Below are 18,659 nucleotides of genomic sequence, written 5' to 3' on the forward strand. Positions count from 1 at the left end.
TATCTATTATTTACTTGGAAATCGAAATGGTTAGTCGAATTCCATACTTGCTTATTATTTTTAAAATTTTCCAACTTAAACTATATGCTAAGAATTTTCATTTACTACAACTTAAAATTAGGTTTACGCTTTTCTATGAAAGCTTGAATGCCTTCTTTTGCATCCTCTGAGCCAAAAATCTCACCAAATGACTTTGCTTCTGCCTGTACTCCTGCTGTAAAGCTCTCTACTTTTGCATAAGGAATTAACTGCATAATGCGATTGATAGTTGTTTTACTCTTTGCGGCTATCTTAGTGGCTAAAGAATAAGCAACATCAAAGACGTCATCTTCGTTTGTGATTTGATTAACCAAGCCGAATGAATATGCCTCTTTAGCTGTAATAGGTTCCCCAGATAGAATCATCTCATATGCCTTCGCAGTCCCTACATATTGTGGTAATCTTTGTGTTCCAGCGAATCCCGGGATAATACCTAACGTAATTTCTGGAAGTCCAAGCTTAGCATTCTCTGAAGCAATTCGAATGTGGCATGCCATTGCCAGCTCCATTCCTCCGCCAAGTGCTGCTCCATGGATCGCCGCAATTACTGGAATTGAAAATCTCTCTATACGATCAAATAACTTTTGACCATATTCAGATAATGCTTGGTAATCAGAAGCTTCCTGTAAGGAGGTAAATTCTTTAATATCTGCACCTGCTGAAAAGAATCTCCCCTCACCTTTTAAGATGATTACTTTTGCCTTGTTTTCCTTCTCTATTACATCTAGTCTTTCAGAAAGCGCAATCAATAGATTACTAGACAAAGCATTGGCAGGAGGACTCTGTATCGTAAGAGTCGCTACTTGCCCATTTAATTCATATAAAATATCTCCCAAAGTTTAACACCCCTTTTTAAAAGTAGATGGTAATAAAGGTTTACTAAAATATGTATATTATGAAGCCCTAATACCTTTCGTAATTAATTCATGTACAGCCGGAGCAAGGCCTACTAGATCATATTTCTCCTCATTCATTACCCAGTTCGTCACTGTCTCATCAAGTGCCCCAAAGATCATTTGCCTCATTAATGGAACATTAATATCACTTCGGAACAGATTTTGTTGAATTCCCTCTTTCACAGTTTCGTCTATAACTGCTAAGTAAGGTTTTAATATCCGATTGATTTGTTGGCGCAATGAGAGATTGGATTGCCTTAGCTCCAACTGTGTTACAATGGCCAAATGATGGTTGGCTGCTAACTGTCCAAAATGCATTTCAATTAACGTAAGCAACTTCTCGCTTGCATTTTCTTTTTCTTTAATTGCCGTGGCAATATGTTCAATGAAATGACCCATCTTCTCTTCAAAAACCGATACTAGTATATCTTCCTTATTTTTAAAATAAAGATAGATTGTACCGTCAGCGACACCTGCTTTTTTTGCAATTTTAGAAACTTGTGAAGCATGGTAACCATTCTCTGCAATAACATCAACGGCCGCTTCGATAATTAAATTATATTTCGGTTTATTGTTATTCTTCATTACTTTTCTCCTTCAAGCATACATACGCATTCATACTAATCTTTACCTATTTCCCAGAGATATAGAATTAACCGGGCAATAATTAATGAATGAATCATCATTCATTAATTATTGTAAAGGTCAAATTCAATTCTGTCAACAAATGCTTGTATACTTTACAGGCTAGAAAAACTCGCATTCGCTCATCCTTTTGCGAAAGTGCTAGTTTTTCTATGCGGTGTTGGAAAATACGTAACTTTCCTAACTGCTAGAAAATGATATTAAACTCCAGATGTGGTTACTTCTTCTTTTTGCTTACTTTTCTCCTCATCCACTAACTTTCTTCTAAGGATTTTACCTACAGCTGTTTTCGGTAATTCATCACGGAATTCGTAAATCCTTGGCACTTTATAGGCTGCAAGGTTTTCGCGGCAATATTTATTTAATTCATCCTCTGTTACCTTATAACCTTCCTTTAATACCACATAAGCTTTTACAGTTTCTCCACGGTATGGATCTGGTATTCCTGCGACTACTGCTTCTTGCACAGCATCATGCTCGTATAATACTTCCTCTACTTCACGAGGATAAATATTATAACCACCTGCAATAATCATGTCTTTTTTGCGGTCTACTATATAGAAGTAACCATTTTCATCCATATAGCCTAGATCACCAGTCATTAACCAGCCGTCTTTTAAGGTGTTTTCAGTATCCTCTGGCTTATTCCAGTAGCCTTTCATTACTTGCGGACCCTTCACAGCTAGCTCTCCAACCTCACCTATTTCTACTTCTTCAAAAGTTTCCATATCTAAAATCTTGGCATCGGTATCTGGCCATGGAAGACCTATACTTCCGCTTATTCGATTTCCATAAATTAAATTAGCATGTGTCACTGGGGATGACTCGGTTAATCCATATCCTTCTACAAGTTTACCGCCAGTAACTGCCTCAAACTTCTCTTGTACTTCTACAGGTAAAGGTGCTGAACCACTAATACATGCTTCAACAGATGATAAATCATATTTATTTAGATCTGGATGATTTAATAAGCCAATATAAATAGTTGGGGCACCTGGAAAAATTGTAGGTCTTATTTTATGAATGGTTTTCAATACATCTGTTGCATCAAATTTAGGTAAAAGAATCATTTTAGCAGCATTAAGGACTGAAATATTCATCACTGCAGTCATGCCGTAAACATGAAAGAATGGTAATACTCCTAATATAACTTCTTCACCCTTTTTCATCTTATAAATCCATGCATCACACATCTTCGCATTTGCTACTAGATTTCGATGGGACAACATTACCCCTTTCGGAAAGCCAGTTGTTCCACCGGTATATTGTAACAATGCAATATCTTCTATTGGATCTACTTCAACTTCTTGATAGTTCGCTTCAGCTTTACTCATTATCGAAGTCCAAAGATGAGTATCGGATGATTCTTCTACTTTAACAACCATGTTATATTGCTTCTTTTGAATAAATGGATAGATTAAATTCTTTGGGAATGGTAAGTAATCTTTTATACCTGTAACAATCATGTGCTCGACAGTTGTACTGTTTTTTACATTTGTAACTCTTGGCACTAAGATATCCAAACAGACAATAACCTTTGTACCAGAGTCATTTAATTGGTACTCCAACTCCCTTTCTGTATATAGAGGATTGGTTTGTACTACAATTGCACCTGCCATTAATGCCCCATAATAACCTATGACTGACTGAGGAGTATTCGGGAGCATAATCGCTACCCGGTCACCTTTTTCTATGCCTAACCCCTGAAGATAATTTGCAAATTTCTTTGCCTGATCATAAACCTCGGCATACGACAATTCTTTCCCCATAAAATAAAGCGCTTTCTTTTCTTTGTATTGAAAAGCTGCATCTGCTAAAAAATCATGCAAGGGCTTTTCATCATAAGAAAGAGAAGTCGGTATTTCCTTTGGGTATTGCTGATGCCAGCGTCTTGCCTCCCTCATAAACTTGCCTCCTTTTATTATTACTTATTACCATTATACCGACTTATTAGTATTTTTTGAAATTTTATTTTTATATTTCCTGAATTTTTTTTAAAAGATGCTAAAATCGAGATCAAATACAAGGTATAATATCCCAACTAAAACGAATGCAACTGCTACACCAATACATACTTTCGCTAATGTTTCCATGAGTATTCTCCCTTAACCGAATAGTTAAATAATGCTTGCACCTATGACGAACGATAGTCCAATAGAAATTATCATGGATATAAGACCTACTGCCTTATTTCCCTTGCCAATCTCCTCATCCACCCGAATGGATGGTGTAAGAAATTCAAAAATAAAATATCCAAGTAATAGTAAAATAAACCCTACTGTTCCCCAAGCTATGCTCGTGAGTAGTGCATCATTATGCTCTATCGAAAATCTGAATATATTAGCTATCCCAAATATCTTCCCACCTGTTGCCATCGCTACAGCTAAATTTCCTTTTTTAATTTCTTCCCAGTTTTTATATTTTGTCACCAGTTCAAATACAGCTAAAAACACGAATGTACATAAGATAACAACACTATAAACAGCAGCTGTATCTACAAATACATTTTCCCAAAAACTATTCATCCGGTTCCCCCCCTCTTTACTAGCGTAACTCTAATACAGTAACTCCACTTCCACCTTCACCAGCAGCTCCCTGTCTAGAAGATGCAATGCTTGGATGCTTCTTAACAAAGTCCTGGACTCCTTTTCGTAGGGCACCTGTACCTTTGCCATGGATGATAAATACCTTCGGATAACCAGCTAATACAGCGTCATCCACATATTTTTCTAATTTTAGAAGGGCATCCTCAAACCGCTCTCCCCTTAGGTCCAATTCAAGTGGCACATGATAATTTGACCCTTTTACAGTTGCCAAAGGTTTCTGGAAGGTTTGTTTTGGCTTTCCAATTAGTTGAAGATCGTTTCGCTTCACTTTCACCTTCATAATCCCTACTTGTACAAGATATTCTTTTTCATTGACCTTTTCAATTACTGTTCCGTTTTGATTAACCGTAAGTAATTTTATTTCATCACCAGGACTTAGTTCTTCTTTTGAAGTCGTATTACGTTTAGACTCTTTTGGCTTGGATGAAAGGTTTGGCTGTGCATCGTCAAATAATTTCTTCGCTTCGATCCATTCATGTTCCTTCATCTTTGCATCGGTTTTCATCTTTCTAATTTCGCTAACAATAATTTCGGCTTCTTCTCTTGCTTTACTAATTGCTTTTTCAGCTTTTTCTTCTGCTTTTTTATAAAGCGCTTCCCGTTTGTCTTCGAATCGCTGCCATTCTTCTTCCATTTCTTTACGAAGCTCTTCACTTTCTAATAATATTTTGTGCGCCTCTTCGTATTCTTTTTCTGCTTGAACTTTCGACTTTTCAAGTGCAGCAATCATATTCTCAACATTTTTAGAATCGATTCCAACGTGACTTTTTGCACGATCAATAATAAATTCATCTAATCCAAGTCTTTTGGATATATCGAAGGCATTACTCCTACCTGGAACTCCAATTAATAATCGGTACGTTGGTTGCAATGTCTGAACATCAAATTCCATCGACGCATTGATGACATCTTCCCGGTTATAACCATATGCTTTTAGCTCGGGATAATGGGTTGTTGCAATTACTCTAGCCCTTCTAGATACAACCTCATCTAAAATTGCCATTGCTAGTGCGGCACCTTCTTGTGGATCTGTACCGGCACCTAATTCATCAAATAACACTAATGTCCGATCATCAACATGCTTTAGAATATCTACAATATTCGTCATGTGGGACGAGAATGTACTTAAATTCTGTTCAATAGACTGTTCATCACCAATGTCAGCAAACACATGTTCAAATACAGCCATTTCACAGCCGTCTAACGCAGGCACCTGCAAACCAGATTGAGCCATTAAGGTACACAAACCAACCATCTTTAATGTAACAGTTTTACCACCAGTATTTGGACCAGTAATAACAATAGTAGTATAATCTCTACCAATTTCTATATCGTTTGCTACTACATCTTCTATGTTAATTAGTGGATGACGTGCTTGTTGCATTTTAATAATTCCCTGGTCATTCATCGCTGGCCTAGCTGCTTTCATGGCACGACCTAAGTTTGCTCTTGCAAAAATAAAATCGATAGAAGCTAGAATACGAATATTCTCGGAAAGAAATCCCTCATCCTCTGCAATGCGATGGCTTAGTTCACGCAGAATTCTCTCAATTTCTTGTTTTTCTCTAGCATAAAGTTCTTGCAATTGGTTATTTAGGTCCACTACAGCTTTAGGTTCCATAAACAATGTTTGACCGGAAGCCGACTGATCATGAACAATTCCACCAATTGCCCCTCGATATTCATGTTTTACAGGAATAACATAGCGATCATTTCTAATCGTAATAATGGCATCAGAAAGCATGTTACTCTTCGTTCTTGTGTAGCTTTCAAGCTTTTCGCGAACTCTACTTTCATGAGTTCTAATGGAAGAGCGAATACCTCGAAGTTTCTCGGTAGCACTATCCATTACATGGCCATGGTCGTCAATACAACTTTTAATCTCAAGTTCTAAATCCCTTAATGGTGTAATACTTTCCACTAATCCCTTTAAAATAGGTAATTCCTCATCCAATCCTTCAACGAAGTCCTTAACCTGGCGACCTCCGTATATAGTATTGGCAATATCTAAACACTCAGAAGTACTCAATACACCACCGATTACTGCCCGTTTCAAACTCTCTCGGATATCAAATATACCACCAAGCGGAACAGGAACGTTGAGTCTAATTACGAGTGCTGCTTCATCTGTTTCTTCTTGCAATTGATTAACTTCTTCCAAATTTGTAGAAGGTTTTAGTTTCGATGCTAAATCTTTTCCTAAACTCGTCCCAGCATGTTGGATTAATCGATCAATTACCTTTTGAAAATCTAATACCCTTAATATACGTTCGTTCATTGACTTGCTCCTTTACACGATGTCAGTCCATCATTTATTACGATTAAAGTATTCAATAAGTTTCTCTTTTGGCCAAGTGTTTAAGACAGACTCTTTGGAAAGCCATCCTTTTCTTGCAACACTAACACCGTATTTCATATGTTCCAACATAGGATAGCTATGTGCGTCTGTATTTACAGCTATTTTAACCCCTGCATCTTTTGCTGCTCTTGCCCACTCAGCAGATATATCTAATCTGTTCGGATTCGCGTTAATTTCCAATGCCGTATTGGTTTCTTTCGCTCGTTCTATTAGTTTTTCCATATTAACCTTATAACCATTTCTTTTCCCAATAAGTCTGCCAGTAGGGTGTGCAATAAGTGAGACATAGGGATTTTCTAGCGCTGTAAACAATCGCTTCATAATTTGATCTTCTGTCTGACTAAAGCTGGAATGAATTGCAGCTATTACATAATCCATTTCTTTCAGAAATTCATCAGAGAAGTCTAAACTTCCATCTGGAAGTATGTCCATCTCTACTCCTGCAAATATATGAATGTCATGATACTTCTCGTTTAGTTTCAGAATCTCTTCTCGTTGTTTGCGTAGTCGGTCTTCATCTAATCCGTTTGCAACACGGAGGTACTTGGAATGATCCGTTATCGCTATATAATCATAGCCGTATCCTCTCGCCTTATTAACCATTTCCTCCAGTGTTTGGGCGCCATCACTCCATGTCGTATGCATATGGAGGTCGCCACGAATATCAGTAATCTCTACCAGATCTATTCGTTCTTTAAATGCTTTAACCTCTCCAGTGTCTTCTCTGACTTCAGGCGGGATGAATTGCAGGCCAAAATGATTAAAAAAGTCTGCTTCCGATGTAAAAGTCAAAATCTCGTCTGTTGCCTCGACTTCAATACCATATTCATTAATTTTTTCCCCTCTGGACTTAGCAAGCTGACGCATGGCAACATTATGGTCTTTTGAGCCTGTAAAATGGTGGAGGGTTGTTACAAATTCCTGATCGGTAACTAAACGAAAATCAACATTGACGTCATATACATCATCAAGTGTTACAGATACTTTGGTATCCCCTTTTGCGATTACCTCTTTTACATTGGGGATGCTAATCAATGCTTCGCGAACTTCAGCAGGTTGGTCGGTTGCTATAATAAAATCTAGGTCCTTGATGGTTTCTTTCATTCTTCTTATTGAACCCGCTCTTGAAAAACGCTGAATTACTTTAATATCTTGTAAATATTCCTCAATTTTTTCAGCTATCGGTAGCATAAAGGCAATTGGTAAACGTTCTGGACGTTTTCCCACCTCATTTAGCGCTAGTAATATCTTTTCTGCTGATTTTTTACCAAAACCAGCCAAGCTCTCTACCTTACCAGATTCAATAGCCTCCTTCAGGCTATTAGCATCGGTAACGTTCAATTCTTGATATAATTTCGCCAGTTTTTTACCACCTAGACCAGGTACATGAAGAAGTGGTATTAATCCTTCAGGAACCTCTTTCTGAAGCTGTTCTAGTACCTCCGATTTTCCATTTTCAATATACTCTAGAATAATAGTGCTCGTTCCCTTGCCAATACCTTTAATTGCTGTAAAATCTTCAATATCCGAAAGTGACCGTTCATCTTTTTCCAGTGCTTGTGCTGCTTTACGGAATGCAGAAATTTTAAAGGGGTTCTCTCCTTTTAGTTCCAAGTATATTGCCATCGTTTCTAATAAATTGATAACATCTTTTTTATTTATGCTCATCTCTATCACCTACTTATATATTAATAAGATAAAAGTTCTCTTCCTTTATTGGGTGTATTGTGTAATCTTTTAGGATATAAAACGTACAAATACGATGCATTACTTTGCCTACGTAAAAATAGACTAATTCATATTAGGATATATCTGTATTGTACCGACCATACAATGATAATCCTAGTATTATGAATTAGCCTACTGATTATGAATTAATAATCGTTACGACATGTGTAAACCACAGATCTTTAATCTTTTCGGAGAAATATGGTGTATTCTCAACAATAAACAAGGCAACATTGGAATTATTAACATATTCTTGAATCATACCAATTGGTGTTAATGCAACAATATATAAAAGAACAAAAAGAATTAAATATATCTCCAAAAATCCTAATACTGCACCTAATAGTTTATTAATAGAATTCAAGATTGGTAATGACGCGATGACATCAATCATCGAGGCAATGATTTGAAGACCAAATTTCACAACGAAAAAGATGATTGCAAAGGATATTGCATTATAAAATGCGTTTTCCAAAGGCATAGCCTGTAGAAAATCTGCCCATAAACTATCATCTGCTAATTCAGGATACGGTATCCATAAAGCAAGTTTTACAGAAAGATTATCGTAAAATACAGCCGCAACAATAAAAGCAACGATAAATCCAACTAAATGTACCGCTTGTAATATAAGTCCCCTTTTCAGACCAATTAGGGAACCAAATAGTAATAATATAATAAGTATAAAATCTAGCATTAGTTAGTTATCCTCTTTCTTTTTTATTGAACCTATCAACGTAGCATAATCTTCTTTAAGTAATAAGTAATCATTCATGGTATTTATTGCGGTTAAAACCGCTAAACTTGCAGTATCTAACGAGGGGTTCATTTCATGAATTTCTCTCATTTTTTGATCGACTAAACTTGCTACAAGTTTTACATGGCTTGCATCCTCATCGCCAACAATGTTATATGATCTATTTCGAATTTCAACGGTTACCCGGGTTTTATCTTGTTTATGGGTCACTGGGTTACCCTCCTATTAATATCAAACGATTCTAGCATTTTTCTATTCTTTATCTTAACATGAAGACTGACAATTGGGAAACTGTTCCACCCACTTTTTTAACATTTCTTTCTTCTAGATACTTTGTTATAGTTCTATTTATATGGAAAGGATGAGTAGTGTGTCACAAAATGTATATGTATTTACAAAGGAAACAATTGAAAAAATGAAACAATATTATCATAATTCATTAACAGCAACTCCACAAGGCGCTATTTTCCGTTCTAAAGCAGAGAATGCTGTTATTACTGCATATAAGTCAGGTAAAGTGTTATTTCAAGGGAGCAATCCACAAGCTGAGATTGTAAAGTGGGTTAGTGAGGCCAATGAGCAAGAAAGTGCCGCTAAAGTTAATAAGGTAAGCTCTCCTACGTTATACACACCGCCTACAAGCCTATTTGCAGCTTCTCACATTGGTTCCGATGAGGCTGGAACAGGTGATTACTTCGGCCCAATTACCGTGGCTTGTGCGTATGTTGACTCATCCCAAATTGCCTTATTGAAAGAATTAGGCGTAAAGGACTCAAAGAACCTAACAGACCCGACTATCGTTAAATTAGCAAAGGAAATAGTACAGCTGAAGATTCCTTATTCATTATTAGTCTTACATAACCCAAAATATAACGCTCTCCAAAAAAAAGGCTGGTCCCAAGGAAAAATGAAAGCAATGCTTCATCACCATGCAATTGAAAAGTTACTTAGAAAAATTGGTGACTTAAATTATGAAGGAATATTAATTGATCAATTTTGTGAACCCGGCGTCTACAAACGTCACATCACTTCAGAAAATGGGATACTCCCGGATAAGACTTATTTCATGACAAAAGCTGAAAGCTATTCTATTGCTGTTGCGACAGGCTCAATTATAGCTAGAGCAAGCTTTGTGAAAGAGATGGATAAACTTTCTGAACAACTTGGAATTGAGATTCCAAAAGGTGCTTCCAAAAAGGTGGATCAGACGATTGCAAGAATAATCCGTGAGAAGGGGGAAGGTATATTAAATAGCTGCGCTAAAGTACACTTTGCTAACACTCAGAAAGCTAGACAGTATTTATGATTCAGCTAATTCACAGTTTGTAATTTCTACTGATAGCACTTAGAAGGTGAAAGAAAGCCATTTCTTCAAAAGAATTGGCTTTTTTACTAGTGTTTTTATAGATTTCATATATTATTTATATCCTATATCCAATTTCATCTAAGTCATAAAAGTGATAGCCTAGTTCCCTTTTTTCCAACCATCTTTCAAGCGAAAGAATCCATGGATGGAACGTTATATACTCTCTTAATCTTTGGATCGGAATGAATTCTACCGCAACTATTTCTTGATCTAATTCTTGATGAGTTTGCCCAATAATATCGCCAGTATAATAAACTTGTAAATAACTTCCGTGTTTCTTAGACGTAAATTCCGTTACAAAGGCAACTTCTTTCGCCTCGATTTCATAACCGGTTTCTTCTACTCCTTCTCGCATAGCAGATTGTTTAAAGGTTTCCCCTTGTTCCGTACCACCTTTCGGTAAGCCCCAACCTTTGTCGTCCTTGACTAATAAAATCTGATCTCCGTCTAATACAATGATTCCTGCTGCCAACTTATGTGACAAAGTAGACACCTCTTTTTCTAGTAATTGGCTAGATTCTCTTCATAAAATAATGCATATCATGCTGAAGCACAAATCCGACTTTCTCATAGAGGTGAATAGCGCGGGCATTACTAGAGTCTACACATAGGCTAATAGACTCAATGGTGTCAAATAAAAATAACCATTTTAAAGCACTTGCCAATAATTCTCTACCAATACCCCTTCCTCTCATTCCCTCGGCTACTCCAAAAAACTCAATACTTGCTTCTCCATGTTCTGGTTCAGCTTCAACATAAATATATCCACAAAGCTTTTTATCATCTGTTATGATAAAAACCTTATTATGTTCATCTAATCTTTCTAAAATTTGTTTTCCACTATAATACGTATTGGGAAAAGTAGAATCATGTAGTGCTTCCATTTCTGCAAAGTACACTTGTGATAGTTCGTCTATTGAAGCATTTTGTACTAACTGACTATTATCGCGATGGAAGACTAGTATAGCCTGATCATTTTTTCTTTCAAACATCTGGTTGTCAGCTAATTCACACACGAGCTTGTTTTGCTTATTTGGAAATAAATGAAAGGTATGAATCTCTTTTGGCATATGTTCAGTCATAGCATTCCATAACTCTTTTTTAATATGTTCATTCCCTCTCTCTATGAAAGGTCCCCAGATCTCCGCATCACCACTATCATAATCTGGATCATATCCAATTACACCTACTAATTCGCTATCAACATAAGCAGTAAAAAAACACTCCGTAAATGGGATTTCTTCCACGATGTATTCCGCGATTTCCTTATTATCTGTCCCGCAAAAACCAATGTGAGACTCTGCGATACTATTTATCCGGGCCAAAAAATTAGCAACAACTTCTAGTTCATCTTGTTTCATCATTGAAATTTTGATCATTATTATCTCCCCTTTTGTATAACGGTGCTGGAATGACTACAGCATGACATGCTTTTTCATAAAATTCAATTGGACCAGCACCACCAATAACGGCATATTCATATCCAATTTCCTTCATTTCACACAGACAATGATGCAGAAGAGAATAACCTACACCAGAAATACGATTATCTGGTAATACACCCATTGGTCCAAAATATCCCCTTTTATTTTGATAAATGTCATATGCTGCAAATCCAATGTAGTTACCACGCTCATCTAGCGCAACAAATATAGATGGTTCATGAAGAAGGAAGGCAGCACTTATTGTTTTTGCCCAATCAGGCGAAAAATTTTCTCGAACAAATTGGATTAGCCCATCTTTATCCTTTAGCGTAACTTTACGAATGCCATTAATATCAATTTTAGGAAATACATAATTCCCTATATGAGTAATCATATCCCTAGCAGTTGTTCCAAGTTTTAAAATGGCCTCTTTGGATTTTTCTGACACATAATTATCTAATACTTTTGTAGTAATTAAAGCCTTTAATACATGTCCCTCATTAAGAAATAGCTGATTATATCGTTTCATAGTTCGAATCGCTATATCAAATACAAGTTCAACCTCTTCTGTAATTGGTAGCGAAAAGTACTTATTGGGAAGTAATCTATCATTCTCGGGAACTACTTGAATAACTTCTATCTTATTGACATTGAGATGACATTTTAGGGATAACTCCCCCATTGCACCACCTCTTTCCCACAAGCAAGCCTTCAAAAGGTGCAAGGGAACAACAACCTTATCCTCATTCATCCGAGCATATTTTTCAGTATTCTGCATGATACTTTGCATTCTGCTAGTAAAACGAAATTCTTTTTCACTTCCCATTCTATCGTTTTCCCCCTTACTACTATTAAAACATTGTATTCTTAACTTTCTCAGGTATCATTACAACCTCAGTTTTTAGATCAACAGGTCTAAATTCCGGATCAATACATTGATCCCAGTATTCCAGGTGTTTTTTATCAATCCAACTCTCTGAGTCTTCCACTTCCTGTCCACCAACCCCTTGAATGGAATACCAGTATAGATACTCTTCCCCAATAAGCGTTTCGCGGAAAATCGTTTCTACATACATTTTCTCATCCTCTAATGTAAGGAGAACGTCTTTCATATGTTTATTCAAAAACGATATCCATTCATCCACGATCTGTGATTTCTCTTTACGTACCCTAAATCTAGTAAGTTCTATGTTTAACATTGTTATTCTCCACTTTCTGTAGTATCAGTTCAGCTATATTGTCGGTTATTTCTGCTATGGACTTGGACCCATCTACTACTTCATCACTAGCAGATTTTATGGTACGTAGCATCTCCAGATAACCTCTTCTTCCATGAGTTAGATAAAAAGTTAATTCATCAAGAATTTTTTCACTGGATTCCTGTTGATAATCTCTATGTATTCTTCGAGCTAGGGCAATATCTAATGGGGTATCAATAAATACTGCCAAATCAATAAAATTACTAATATGCGAATTTTTATATGCCATCGGATAATCTAACACAATGTAATTTAGTTTTTCAGTAATTAGTAACTTCAAATCGGTAACAAGCGGAGTTAAATCCCAATCATCATAATTCGTTCCATTATCCACCCAATCCATAATATCGCTAGGTCCATCAAACTCATAATCATCAAAATATAGCACTTTGGATTTGTCCAATTTGTCTGCTAGCTTCGTTGCTATAGTAGTTTTCCCTCCGCCAGACACAGCTGCGATGGCGATAATATAAGGGAAGTTACGGTTCTCCATCTGGTAAACACCCTTCTCAATCAAAATTTACACTCATTAACGCAAGCATCTACTAAAAGTTAGAATATTTCACATCTTACCATTTTACCATAATTTTCATTTTTTATTTTGATTATTTCCACAGTAAAAATAGACCACTTAGTCAACTTGTGGACTAAGTGGTCTAACATAAAGTATTAAGATCTTACATATGCCTGATGCTTTTCATTTACTGCTTCGATGATGGATTGGTAGGATTTTTCTACTTCTTCATCCACTAATGTTTTTTCCGGATCTTGGTAAAGCAGGCTATATGCTACAGATTTTTTCCCCTCAGGTAGGTTCTCACCCTTGTACAGGTCAAACACTTGAACCTGTTTCACAAGAGGTGCACCGATTTCTTCAATCGTTGCCTTCACATCACCAGCATTTACTTTCTCATCTAAAATAAATGCAATATCTCTTGTTACAGAAGGATATCTAGGTATTTGTGTATAGCTAGGAACATGTTCATGTGCTTCTAATACTGCTTCCATATTAATGTCGAACACATATGTTTCTTTTAAGTCCATTTCTTTTTCCAATAAAGGATGTAATTGCCCAATGAACCCAATTACTTTATCGTGTAGTAATAAGGATGCAGTACGTCCTGGATGCATATCTGGTAATTGCGCTTGTTCCACTGCTAATGGTAATTCAAGGTGTTCGAATAAGCCTTCTACAATTCCTTTTACAACATAGAAGTCCACCTTCTTGTTTTCCTGCTGCCATAAATGTTCTAACCACTTACCAGTCACTGCGCCTGAAAGACGTAGTTGTTCATGTGGTTGCTTTGTTAATTCCTTTTCATCGGTAATGAAGATAGAACCAATCTCATAATATGCTAAATTAGCTTGATTTCTAGCTAGGTTATAGCTTAGGGTTTTCAATAGTTCTGGTAGGATACTTAAACGTAAATATTTATGATCCTCACTCATTGGCATTGCTAGGCTAATTGGTTGTGGATTTAAATCCTTAATCTCCTGACTCACTAGCTTTTGGATGTATGCTTCACTAGTCAGTGAATAGGTTCTTGTTTCCATTAACCCTACGCCTTCTAAATAATTCTTAACTGCTCTTCTTAACGTTTGATTCTTCGTTAATCCACCAGCAGTACCAGCTCCCGTTGGTAATGTATACGGTAGATTATCATAACCGTAAATTCGAGCAACCTCTTCAAGCATATCTTCAAATATAGTAATGTCTCCACGACGAGTTGGTGCAGATACGACGAAGTTTTCATCGTTACGTTCATAATCAAATTGTAGTCGCTCTAGAATTGTTGCAATTTCGTCTGAGTCAATTTCAGTTCCAAGACGAGCATTAATTGTTTTCGTATCCATTTCCACTTTCTTTTCCGTACGGTCTAATACATCAAATTCCACGACACCGTCTAATACCGTACCAGCAGCATACTGCTCTAACAGGTGACATGCTCGTAAACCAGCCCGTTTGACACGGTTTGGATCAATCCCTTTTTCAAAACGCGTACTGGATTCACTACGTAGCCCTGTAGCTTTAACAGTTTTACGTACCGAAATAGAGTTAAAGAAAGCAGCTTCTAACAGGATATTCTTTGTCTTACTCGTAACTTCCGAATTCGCGCCACCCATCACACCAGCAAGTGCAACTGGCACTTGACCATTGGTAATGACCAGATTTTCTGCTGTTAGTGTCCGTTCCACATCATCTAATGTAACAATCTTTTCATCTTGTTTAGCAGTACGAACGACAATTTCCTTCGAGTTCAGACGGTCATAATCAAAGGCATGCAGTGGTTGACCATACTCTAGCAATACATAATTTGTTATATCCACTACGTTATTAATCGGGCGGATTCCAGCCGCTAATAAATAGTTCTGCATCCATAGTGGTGATGGTTTGATTTCAACATCCTTAATAACAAATGCACCATAATAAGGATTTAATTCTTCCGATTCTACTTTTACGGAGATATAATCTTCAGCCTTTTCATTACTCGCTTTAATCTCTTCGCTAGGTAGTTTAACCGGTTTATCTAAAAGCGCCCCAACTTCATATGCCACTCCCAACATACTCAAGCAATCTGCACGGTTAGGAGTTAAATCAAATTCTAAAATAGCATCTGTTGCATTTAATATAGGCTGAACATTTTCACCTACTGGAGCATCCTCTGGAAACACAAAAATACCTTCTGCAAACTCTTTAGGTATATGTTTCTCACTAAATCCAAGCTCTGATAAAGAACATATCATACCATTTGATTCGACACCACGTAATTTTGCACGTTTAATTTTGAAGTTCCCCGGTAATACTGCTCCTGGTTTTGCAACAGCAACTTTTTGTCCTTGCCGAACATTCGGTGCACCACAGATTATTTGTAATGTTTCCTCACCAACATCCACTTGGCAAAGATTTAACTTATCTGCATTGGGATGCTTTTCGCAAGACTTCACATGACCAATAACGACATTGGAACTTTCTTCCGCAATATATTCTACATTATCTACTTCAATACCAGACTTTGTAACTTTCTCAGCAAGTTCCTCTGGGCTGATACCATCTATATCTACATATTCTTTTAACCAATTTAATGAAACTAACATTAGTAAACCTCCTTACGCCTGATGGAATTGTTTTAGGAATCGACTGTCATTTAAATAAAATTGACGAATATCGTTTACACCATATTTCAACATTGCGATACGCTCTGGTCCCATTCCAAACGCGAAACCTGAATATTCTTTCGGATCATATCCACCCATTTCTAATACGTTCGGATGAACCATTCCAGCTCCTAAAATTTCAATCCATCCTGTACCTTTACATACAGAACATCCTTTACCGTCACACACTTTACAAGAAATATCCATTTCAACAGATGGTTCTGTAAATGGGAAGAAACTAGGACGGAGACGAATTCTACGGTCTTCACCAAACATTTTCTTAGCAAATACATTCAGCACACCTTTTAAATCACTCATTTTAACATCTTTATCGACATACAGTCCTTCAATTTGAGTGAATTGATGTGAATGTGTTGCATCATCCGTATCACGACGATATACCTTACCTGGGCAAATCATTTTAAATCCTTTTTCACCCTTAAACTCTTGCATCGTACGAGCTTGCACTGGTGACGTATGAGTACGGAGTAGAAGCTCATTGGTAAGATAAAATGAATCCTGCATATCTCGTGCAGGGTGATCCTTTGGTAAATTTAATGCTTCGAAGTTGAAATAATCCGTTTCTACTTCAGGACCTTCTCTTACCTCATAACCCATTCCGATAAATAAGTCTTCGATTTCTTCAATTACTTTTGTAAGTAAATGTGGCCCACCAACTTTTACAGGACGACCAGGTAATGTTACATCGATTGCTTCTGCCTGAAGTTTTTCTTCTAGTGCAGCATTTTCAAGAATCGTATTTTTTTCCTCAATTGCATTCGTTATAGTTTCACGAACTTGGTTAGCAATTTCACCTATAACAGGCCTTTCCTCAGGTGATAATTTACCCATTCCACGTAACACTTGTGTTAGTGAACCCTTTTTCCCTAAGTAGTTTACTTTAGTAGCTTGTAATTCTTTTAAATCATTTACTTCTTCCACTTTCGCCAGTGCTTCTTGCTGTATGGCTTGTAATTCCTCTTTCATTGGCTATTACCTCCTATATAAAACATAATTTTTACCATTAAAAAAAGCCTCAAATCCCTTAGAAAGGGACGAGGCTTTAATTCGCGGTACCACCCTTGTTGGCACATGTATGCCCAACTCAAGTTCTAATAACGGATACGATCCGGAACACCTTTACTAAATCATTAGGTCCAAGTGCCAGCTCCAGAGTGAAAGATTAACAAGTCCATTGTAAAAATGCTTCCAGTCAAGGCATTTTTTCCCTGGTTACCATGTCTTTTACCCGTTAATCGCTCTTTCATTGCTTTTTGCTATTTACATATAGAATAAATTATAGACATTTCCTCTCCTAATTGCAAGAACTAACCTTTAATATGGTACATCAGTATACCTGCAGCAATACTTACATTCAAGGACTCCGCCTTACCATATATCGGGATCTTAATCATCTCATCTGCCATGTTTAATAATTGCTCTTGTATTCCAGCACCTTCATTTCCCATAATCAGTGCTATTTTTGAGGTTGCCTTTATACTATGATAGTCCTTAGAATTGGTTAGTGCACTAGCCCATATCCGATAGCCATCATTTTTTAAATCATCTATTCGTTCTATTAGATTATCTTGGATGACAGGTATATGAAAAATCGATCCTTGTGTAGAGCGAATAACTTTATCATTATATACGTCAACTGTCCCTTCACCAAGAATAACAGCGTCAAATCCAGCAGCATCGGCAGTACGGATAATGGTGCCCAAGTTTCCTGGATCTTGAATCCGGTCTAATAACAGGACATAATCCCCTGTAATATCATTAAACTGTTTGAAATGGACAACTGCAGCAATTCCCTGAGGTGTCTTCGTTTGTGAAATATGTTGAAAAACATTTTCCGATACTTCAACCACTGGGAGTGAGGTCACCCATTCTGGAACAGTAACATTTTCTTTTATGATAATTTCTTCAATTTGCCAGTTACTAGCTATCGCTTCTTCTATTAGATGAAACCCTTCAATTAAAAAGGTGTTTGATTTCATTCGATCTCTTCGATTATGTAGTTTTTTCCAGCCTTTAACCTTATCGTTTTTAACAGATGTCAACATTTTGTTCATTCCTATCTTATATTCTAATTCCATCATACATATTTAAGCTTAATCTGGTCAAACTATCGATAGTTTAATCCAATTAAGGGGTGATGTAATTGAATCTTAATTTACGCAATGCAATCATATCCAATATTGCGACAAATGATCAAAATCAGCTGGAAGCAACGATAGTAGATGCTATTCAGTCTGGTGAAGAGAAGATGCTTCCTGGGCTTGGTGTATTATTTGAATTGATTTGGAATCAATCTGACGAACAGGAAAAGCAAGAAATGATTGAAGCATTGGAGCAAGGTGTAAAGCAGGCAGCCAAATAGTTTATGGAAGAAGGCATCTCGATGATGCCTTCTTTTTATTTTTT

Annotated in this window: 18 protein-coding genes; 2 read left to right on the plus strand and 16 right to left on the minus strand. The window is 36.7% G+C overall.

Going from position 1 to position 18,659, the window contains the following annotated elements; genetic code table 11:
• Window positions 1–104 precede the first annotated feature (104 nt).
• The 8 genes from G5W_RS0118835 to zapA all read right to left on the minus strand — a co-directional run bounded on the left by G5W_RS0118835 (window position 105) and on the right by zapA (window position 9,237).
• Window positions 105–875, minus strand: a complete 771-nt coding sequence (locus G5W_RS0118835; RefSeq protein ID WP_010099061.1) for an enoyl-CoA hydratase — start codon at window positions 873–875, stop codon at window positions 105–107.
• A 57-nt stretch (window positions 876–932) separates the two neighbouring features.
• Entirely contained in the window at window positions 933–1,520 is a 588-nt protein-coding gene (locus tag G5W_RS0118840; protein WP_010099062.1) for a TetR/AcrR family transcriptional regulator, read from the minus strand.
• Window positions 1,521–1,780: 260 nt separating this feature from the next.
• Complete coding sequence (locus tag G5W_RS0118845; protein ID WP_010099063.1) at window positions 1,781–3,484, minus strand: long-chain-fatty-acid--CoA ligase; 1,704 nt, start codon at window positions 3,482–3,484, stop codon at window positions 1,781–1,783.
• 213 nt (window positions 3,485–3,697) lie between these two features.
• Window positions 3,698–4,105, minus strand: coding sequence for a DUF350 domain-containing protein (locus G5W_RS0118855; RefSeq protein WP_010099065.1), 408 nt, complete (start codon window positions 4,103–4,105; stop codon window positions 3,698–3,700).
• Window positions 4,106–4,124: 19 nt separating this feature from the next.
• Complete coding sequence (locus G5W_RS0118860; RefSeq protein WP_010099066.1) at window positions 4,125–6,464, minus strand: endonuclease MutS2; 2,340 nt, start codon at window positions 6,462–6,464, stop codon at window positions 4,125–4,127.
• A gap of 30 nt (window positions 6,465–6,494) precedes the next feature.
• The gene (gene polX / locus G5W_RS0118865; RefSeq protein WP_010099067.1) at window positions 6,495–8,213 is read right to left on the minus strand and encodes a DNA polymerase/3'-5' exonuclease PolX; all 1,719 of its coding nucleotides are present in this window, start codon (window positions 8,211–8,213) and stop codon (window positions 6,495–6,497) included.
• Window positions 8,214–8,412: 199 nt separating this feature from the next.
• The gene (locus G5W_RS0118870; protein ID WP_010099069.1) at window positions 8,413–8,967 is read right to left on the minus strand and encodes a CvpA family protein; all 555 of its coding nucleotides are present in this window, start codon (window positions 8,965–8,967) and stop codon (window positions 8,413–8,415) included.
• A gap of 3 nt (window positions 8,968–8,970) precedes the next feature.
• Window positions 8,971–9,237 (minus strand): cell division protein ZapA, encoded by a 267-nt coding sequence (gene zapA / locus G5W_RS0118875; protein WP_010099071.1) that lies wholly within the window; start codon window positions 9,235–9,237, stop codon window positions 8,971–8,973.
• 160 nt (window positions 9,238–9,397) lie between these two features.
• Between zapA and rnhC the strand changes: the two genes are divergently transcribed.
• Window positions 9,398–10,333, plus strand: coding sequence for a ribonuclease HIII (gene rnhC, locus G5W_RS0118880; protein ID WP_010099072.1), 936 nt, complete (start codon window positions 9,398–9,400; stop codon window positions 10,331–10,333).
• Window positions 10,334–10,448: 115 nt separating this feature from the next.
• On the opposite strand, the gene G5W_RS21680 is transcribed toward rnhC, so the two are convergent.
• The 8 genes from G5W_RS21680 to G5W_RS0118920 all read right to left on the minus strand — a co-directional run bounded on the left by G5W_RS21680 (window position 10,449) and on the right by G5W_RS0118920 (window position 18,298).
• On the minus strand, window positions 10,449–10,877 hold the full coding sequence (locus tag G5W_RS21680; RefSeq protein WP_010099073.1) for an NUDIX hydrolase: 429 nt from the start codon (window positions 10,875–10,877) through the stop codon (window positions 10,449–10,451).
• Window positions 10,878–10,905: 28 nt separating this feature from the next.
• Entirely contained in the window at window positions 10,906–11,772 is an 867-nt protein-coding gene (locus G5W_RS0118890; RefSeq protein WP_010099074.1) for a GNAT family N-acetyltransferase, read from the minus strand.
• Window positions 11,741–12,643 carry a GNAT family N-acetyltransferase gene (locus G5W_RS0118895; RefSeq protein WP_010099075.1) on the minus strand — a complete coding sequence of 301 codons (903 nt, stop codon included), beginning with the start codon at window positions 12,641–12,643 and terminating at the stop codon, window positions 11,741–11,743. The genes G5W_RS0118890 and G5W_RS0118895 overlap by 32 nt, the downstream gene beginning before the upstream one ends.
• Window positions 12,644–12,668: 25 nt before the next feature.
• On the minus strand, window positions 12,669–13,016 hold the full coding sequence (locus G5W_RS0118900; RefSeq protein ID WP_010099076.1) for a DUF6176 family protein: 348 nt from the start codon (window positions 13,014–13,016) through the stop codon (window positions 12,669–12,671).
• Window positions 12,994–13,569 (minus strand): nucleoside/nucleotide kinase family protein, encoded by a 576-nt coding sequence (locus G5W_RS0118905; RefSeq protein WP_010099077.1) that lies wholly within the window; start codon window positions 13,567–13,569, stop codon window positions 12,994–12,996. The genes G5W_RS0118900 and G5W_RS0118905 overlap by 23 nt, the downstream gene beginning before the upstream one ends.
• A gap of 176 nt (window positions 13,570–13,745) precedes the next feature.
• A complete protein-coding gene (pheT, locus tag G5W_RS0118910; protein WP_010099079.1) occupies window positions 13,746–16,172 on the minus strand; it encodes a phenylalanine--tRNA ligase subunit beta in 2,427 nt (808 codons plus the stop codon).
• 12 nt (window positions 16,173–16,184) lie between these two features.
• Window positions 16,185–17,219, minus strand: coding sequence for a phenylalanine--tRNA ligase subunit alpha (gene pheS / locus G5W_RS0118915; RefSeq protein ID WP_010099080.1), 1,035 nt, complete (start codon window positions 17,217–17,219; stop codon window positions 16,185–16,187).
• A gap of 341 nt (window positions 17,220–17,560) precedes the next feature.
• Window positions 17,561–18,298 (minus strand): TrmH family RNA methyltransferase, encoded by a 738-nt coding sequence (locus G5W_RS0118920; protein WP_010099082.1) that lies wholly within the window; start codon window positions 18,296–18,298, stop codon window positions 17,561–17,563.
• A gap of 98 nt (window positions 18,299–18,396) precedes the next feature.
• On the opposite strand from G5W_RS0118920, the gene sspI reads away from it, so the two are divergent.
• A complete protein-coding gene (gene sspI / locus G5W_RS0118925) occupies window positions 18,397–18,615 on the plus strand; it encodes a small acid-soluble spore protein SspI (protein ID WP_010099084.1) in 219 nt (72 codons plus the stop codon).
• Window positions 18,616–18,659: the final 44 nt, after the last annotated feature.

The organism is Ornithinibacillus scapharcae TW25, from assembly GCF_000190475.1.
Lineage (GTDB): Bacteria > Bacillota > Bacilli > Bacillales > Amphibacillaceae > Ornithinibacillus > Ornithinibacillus scapharcae.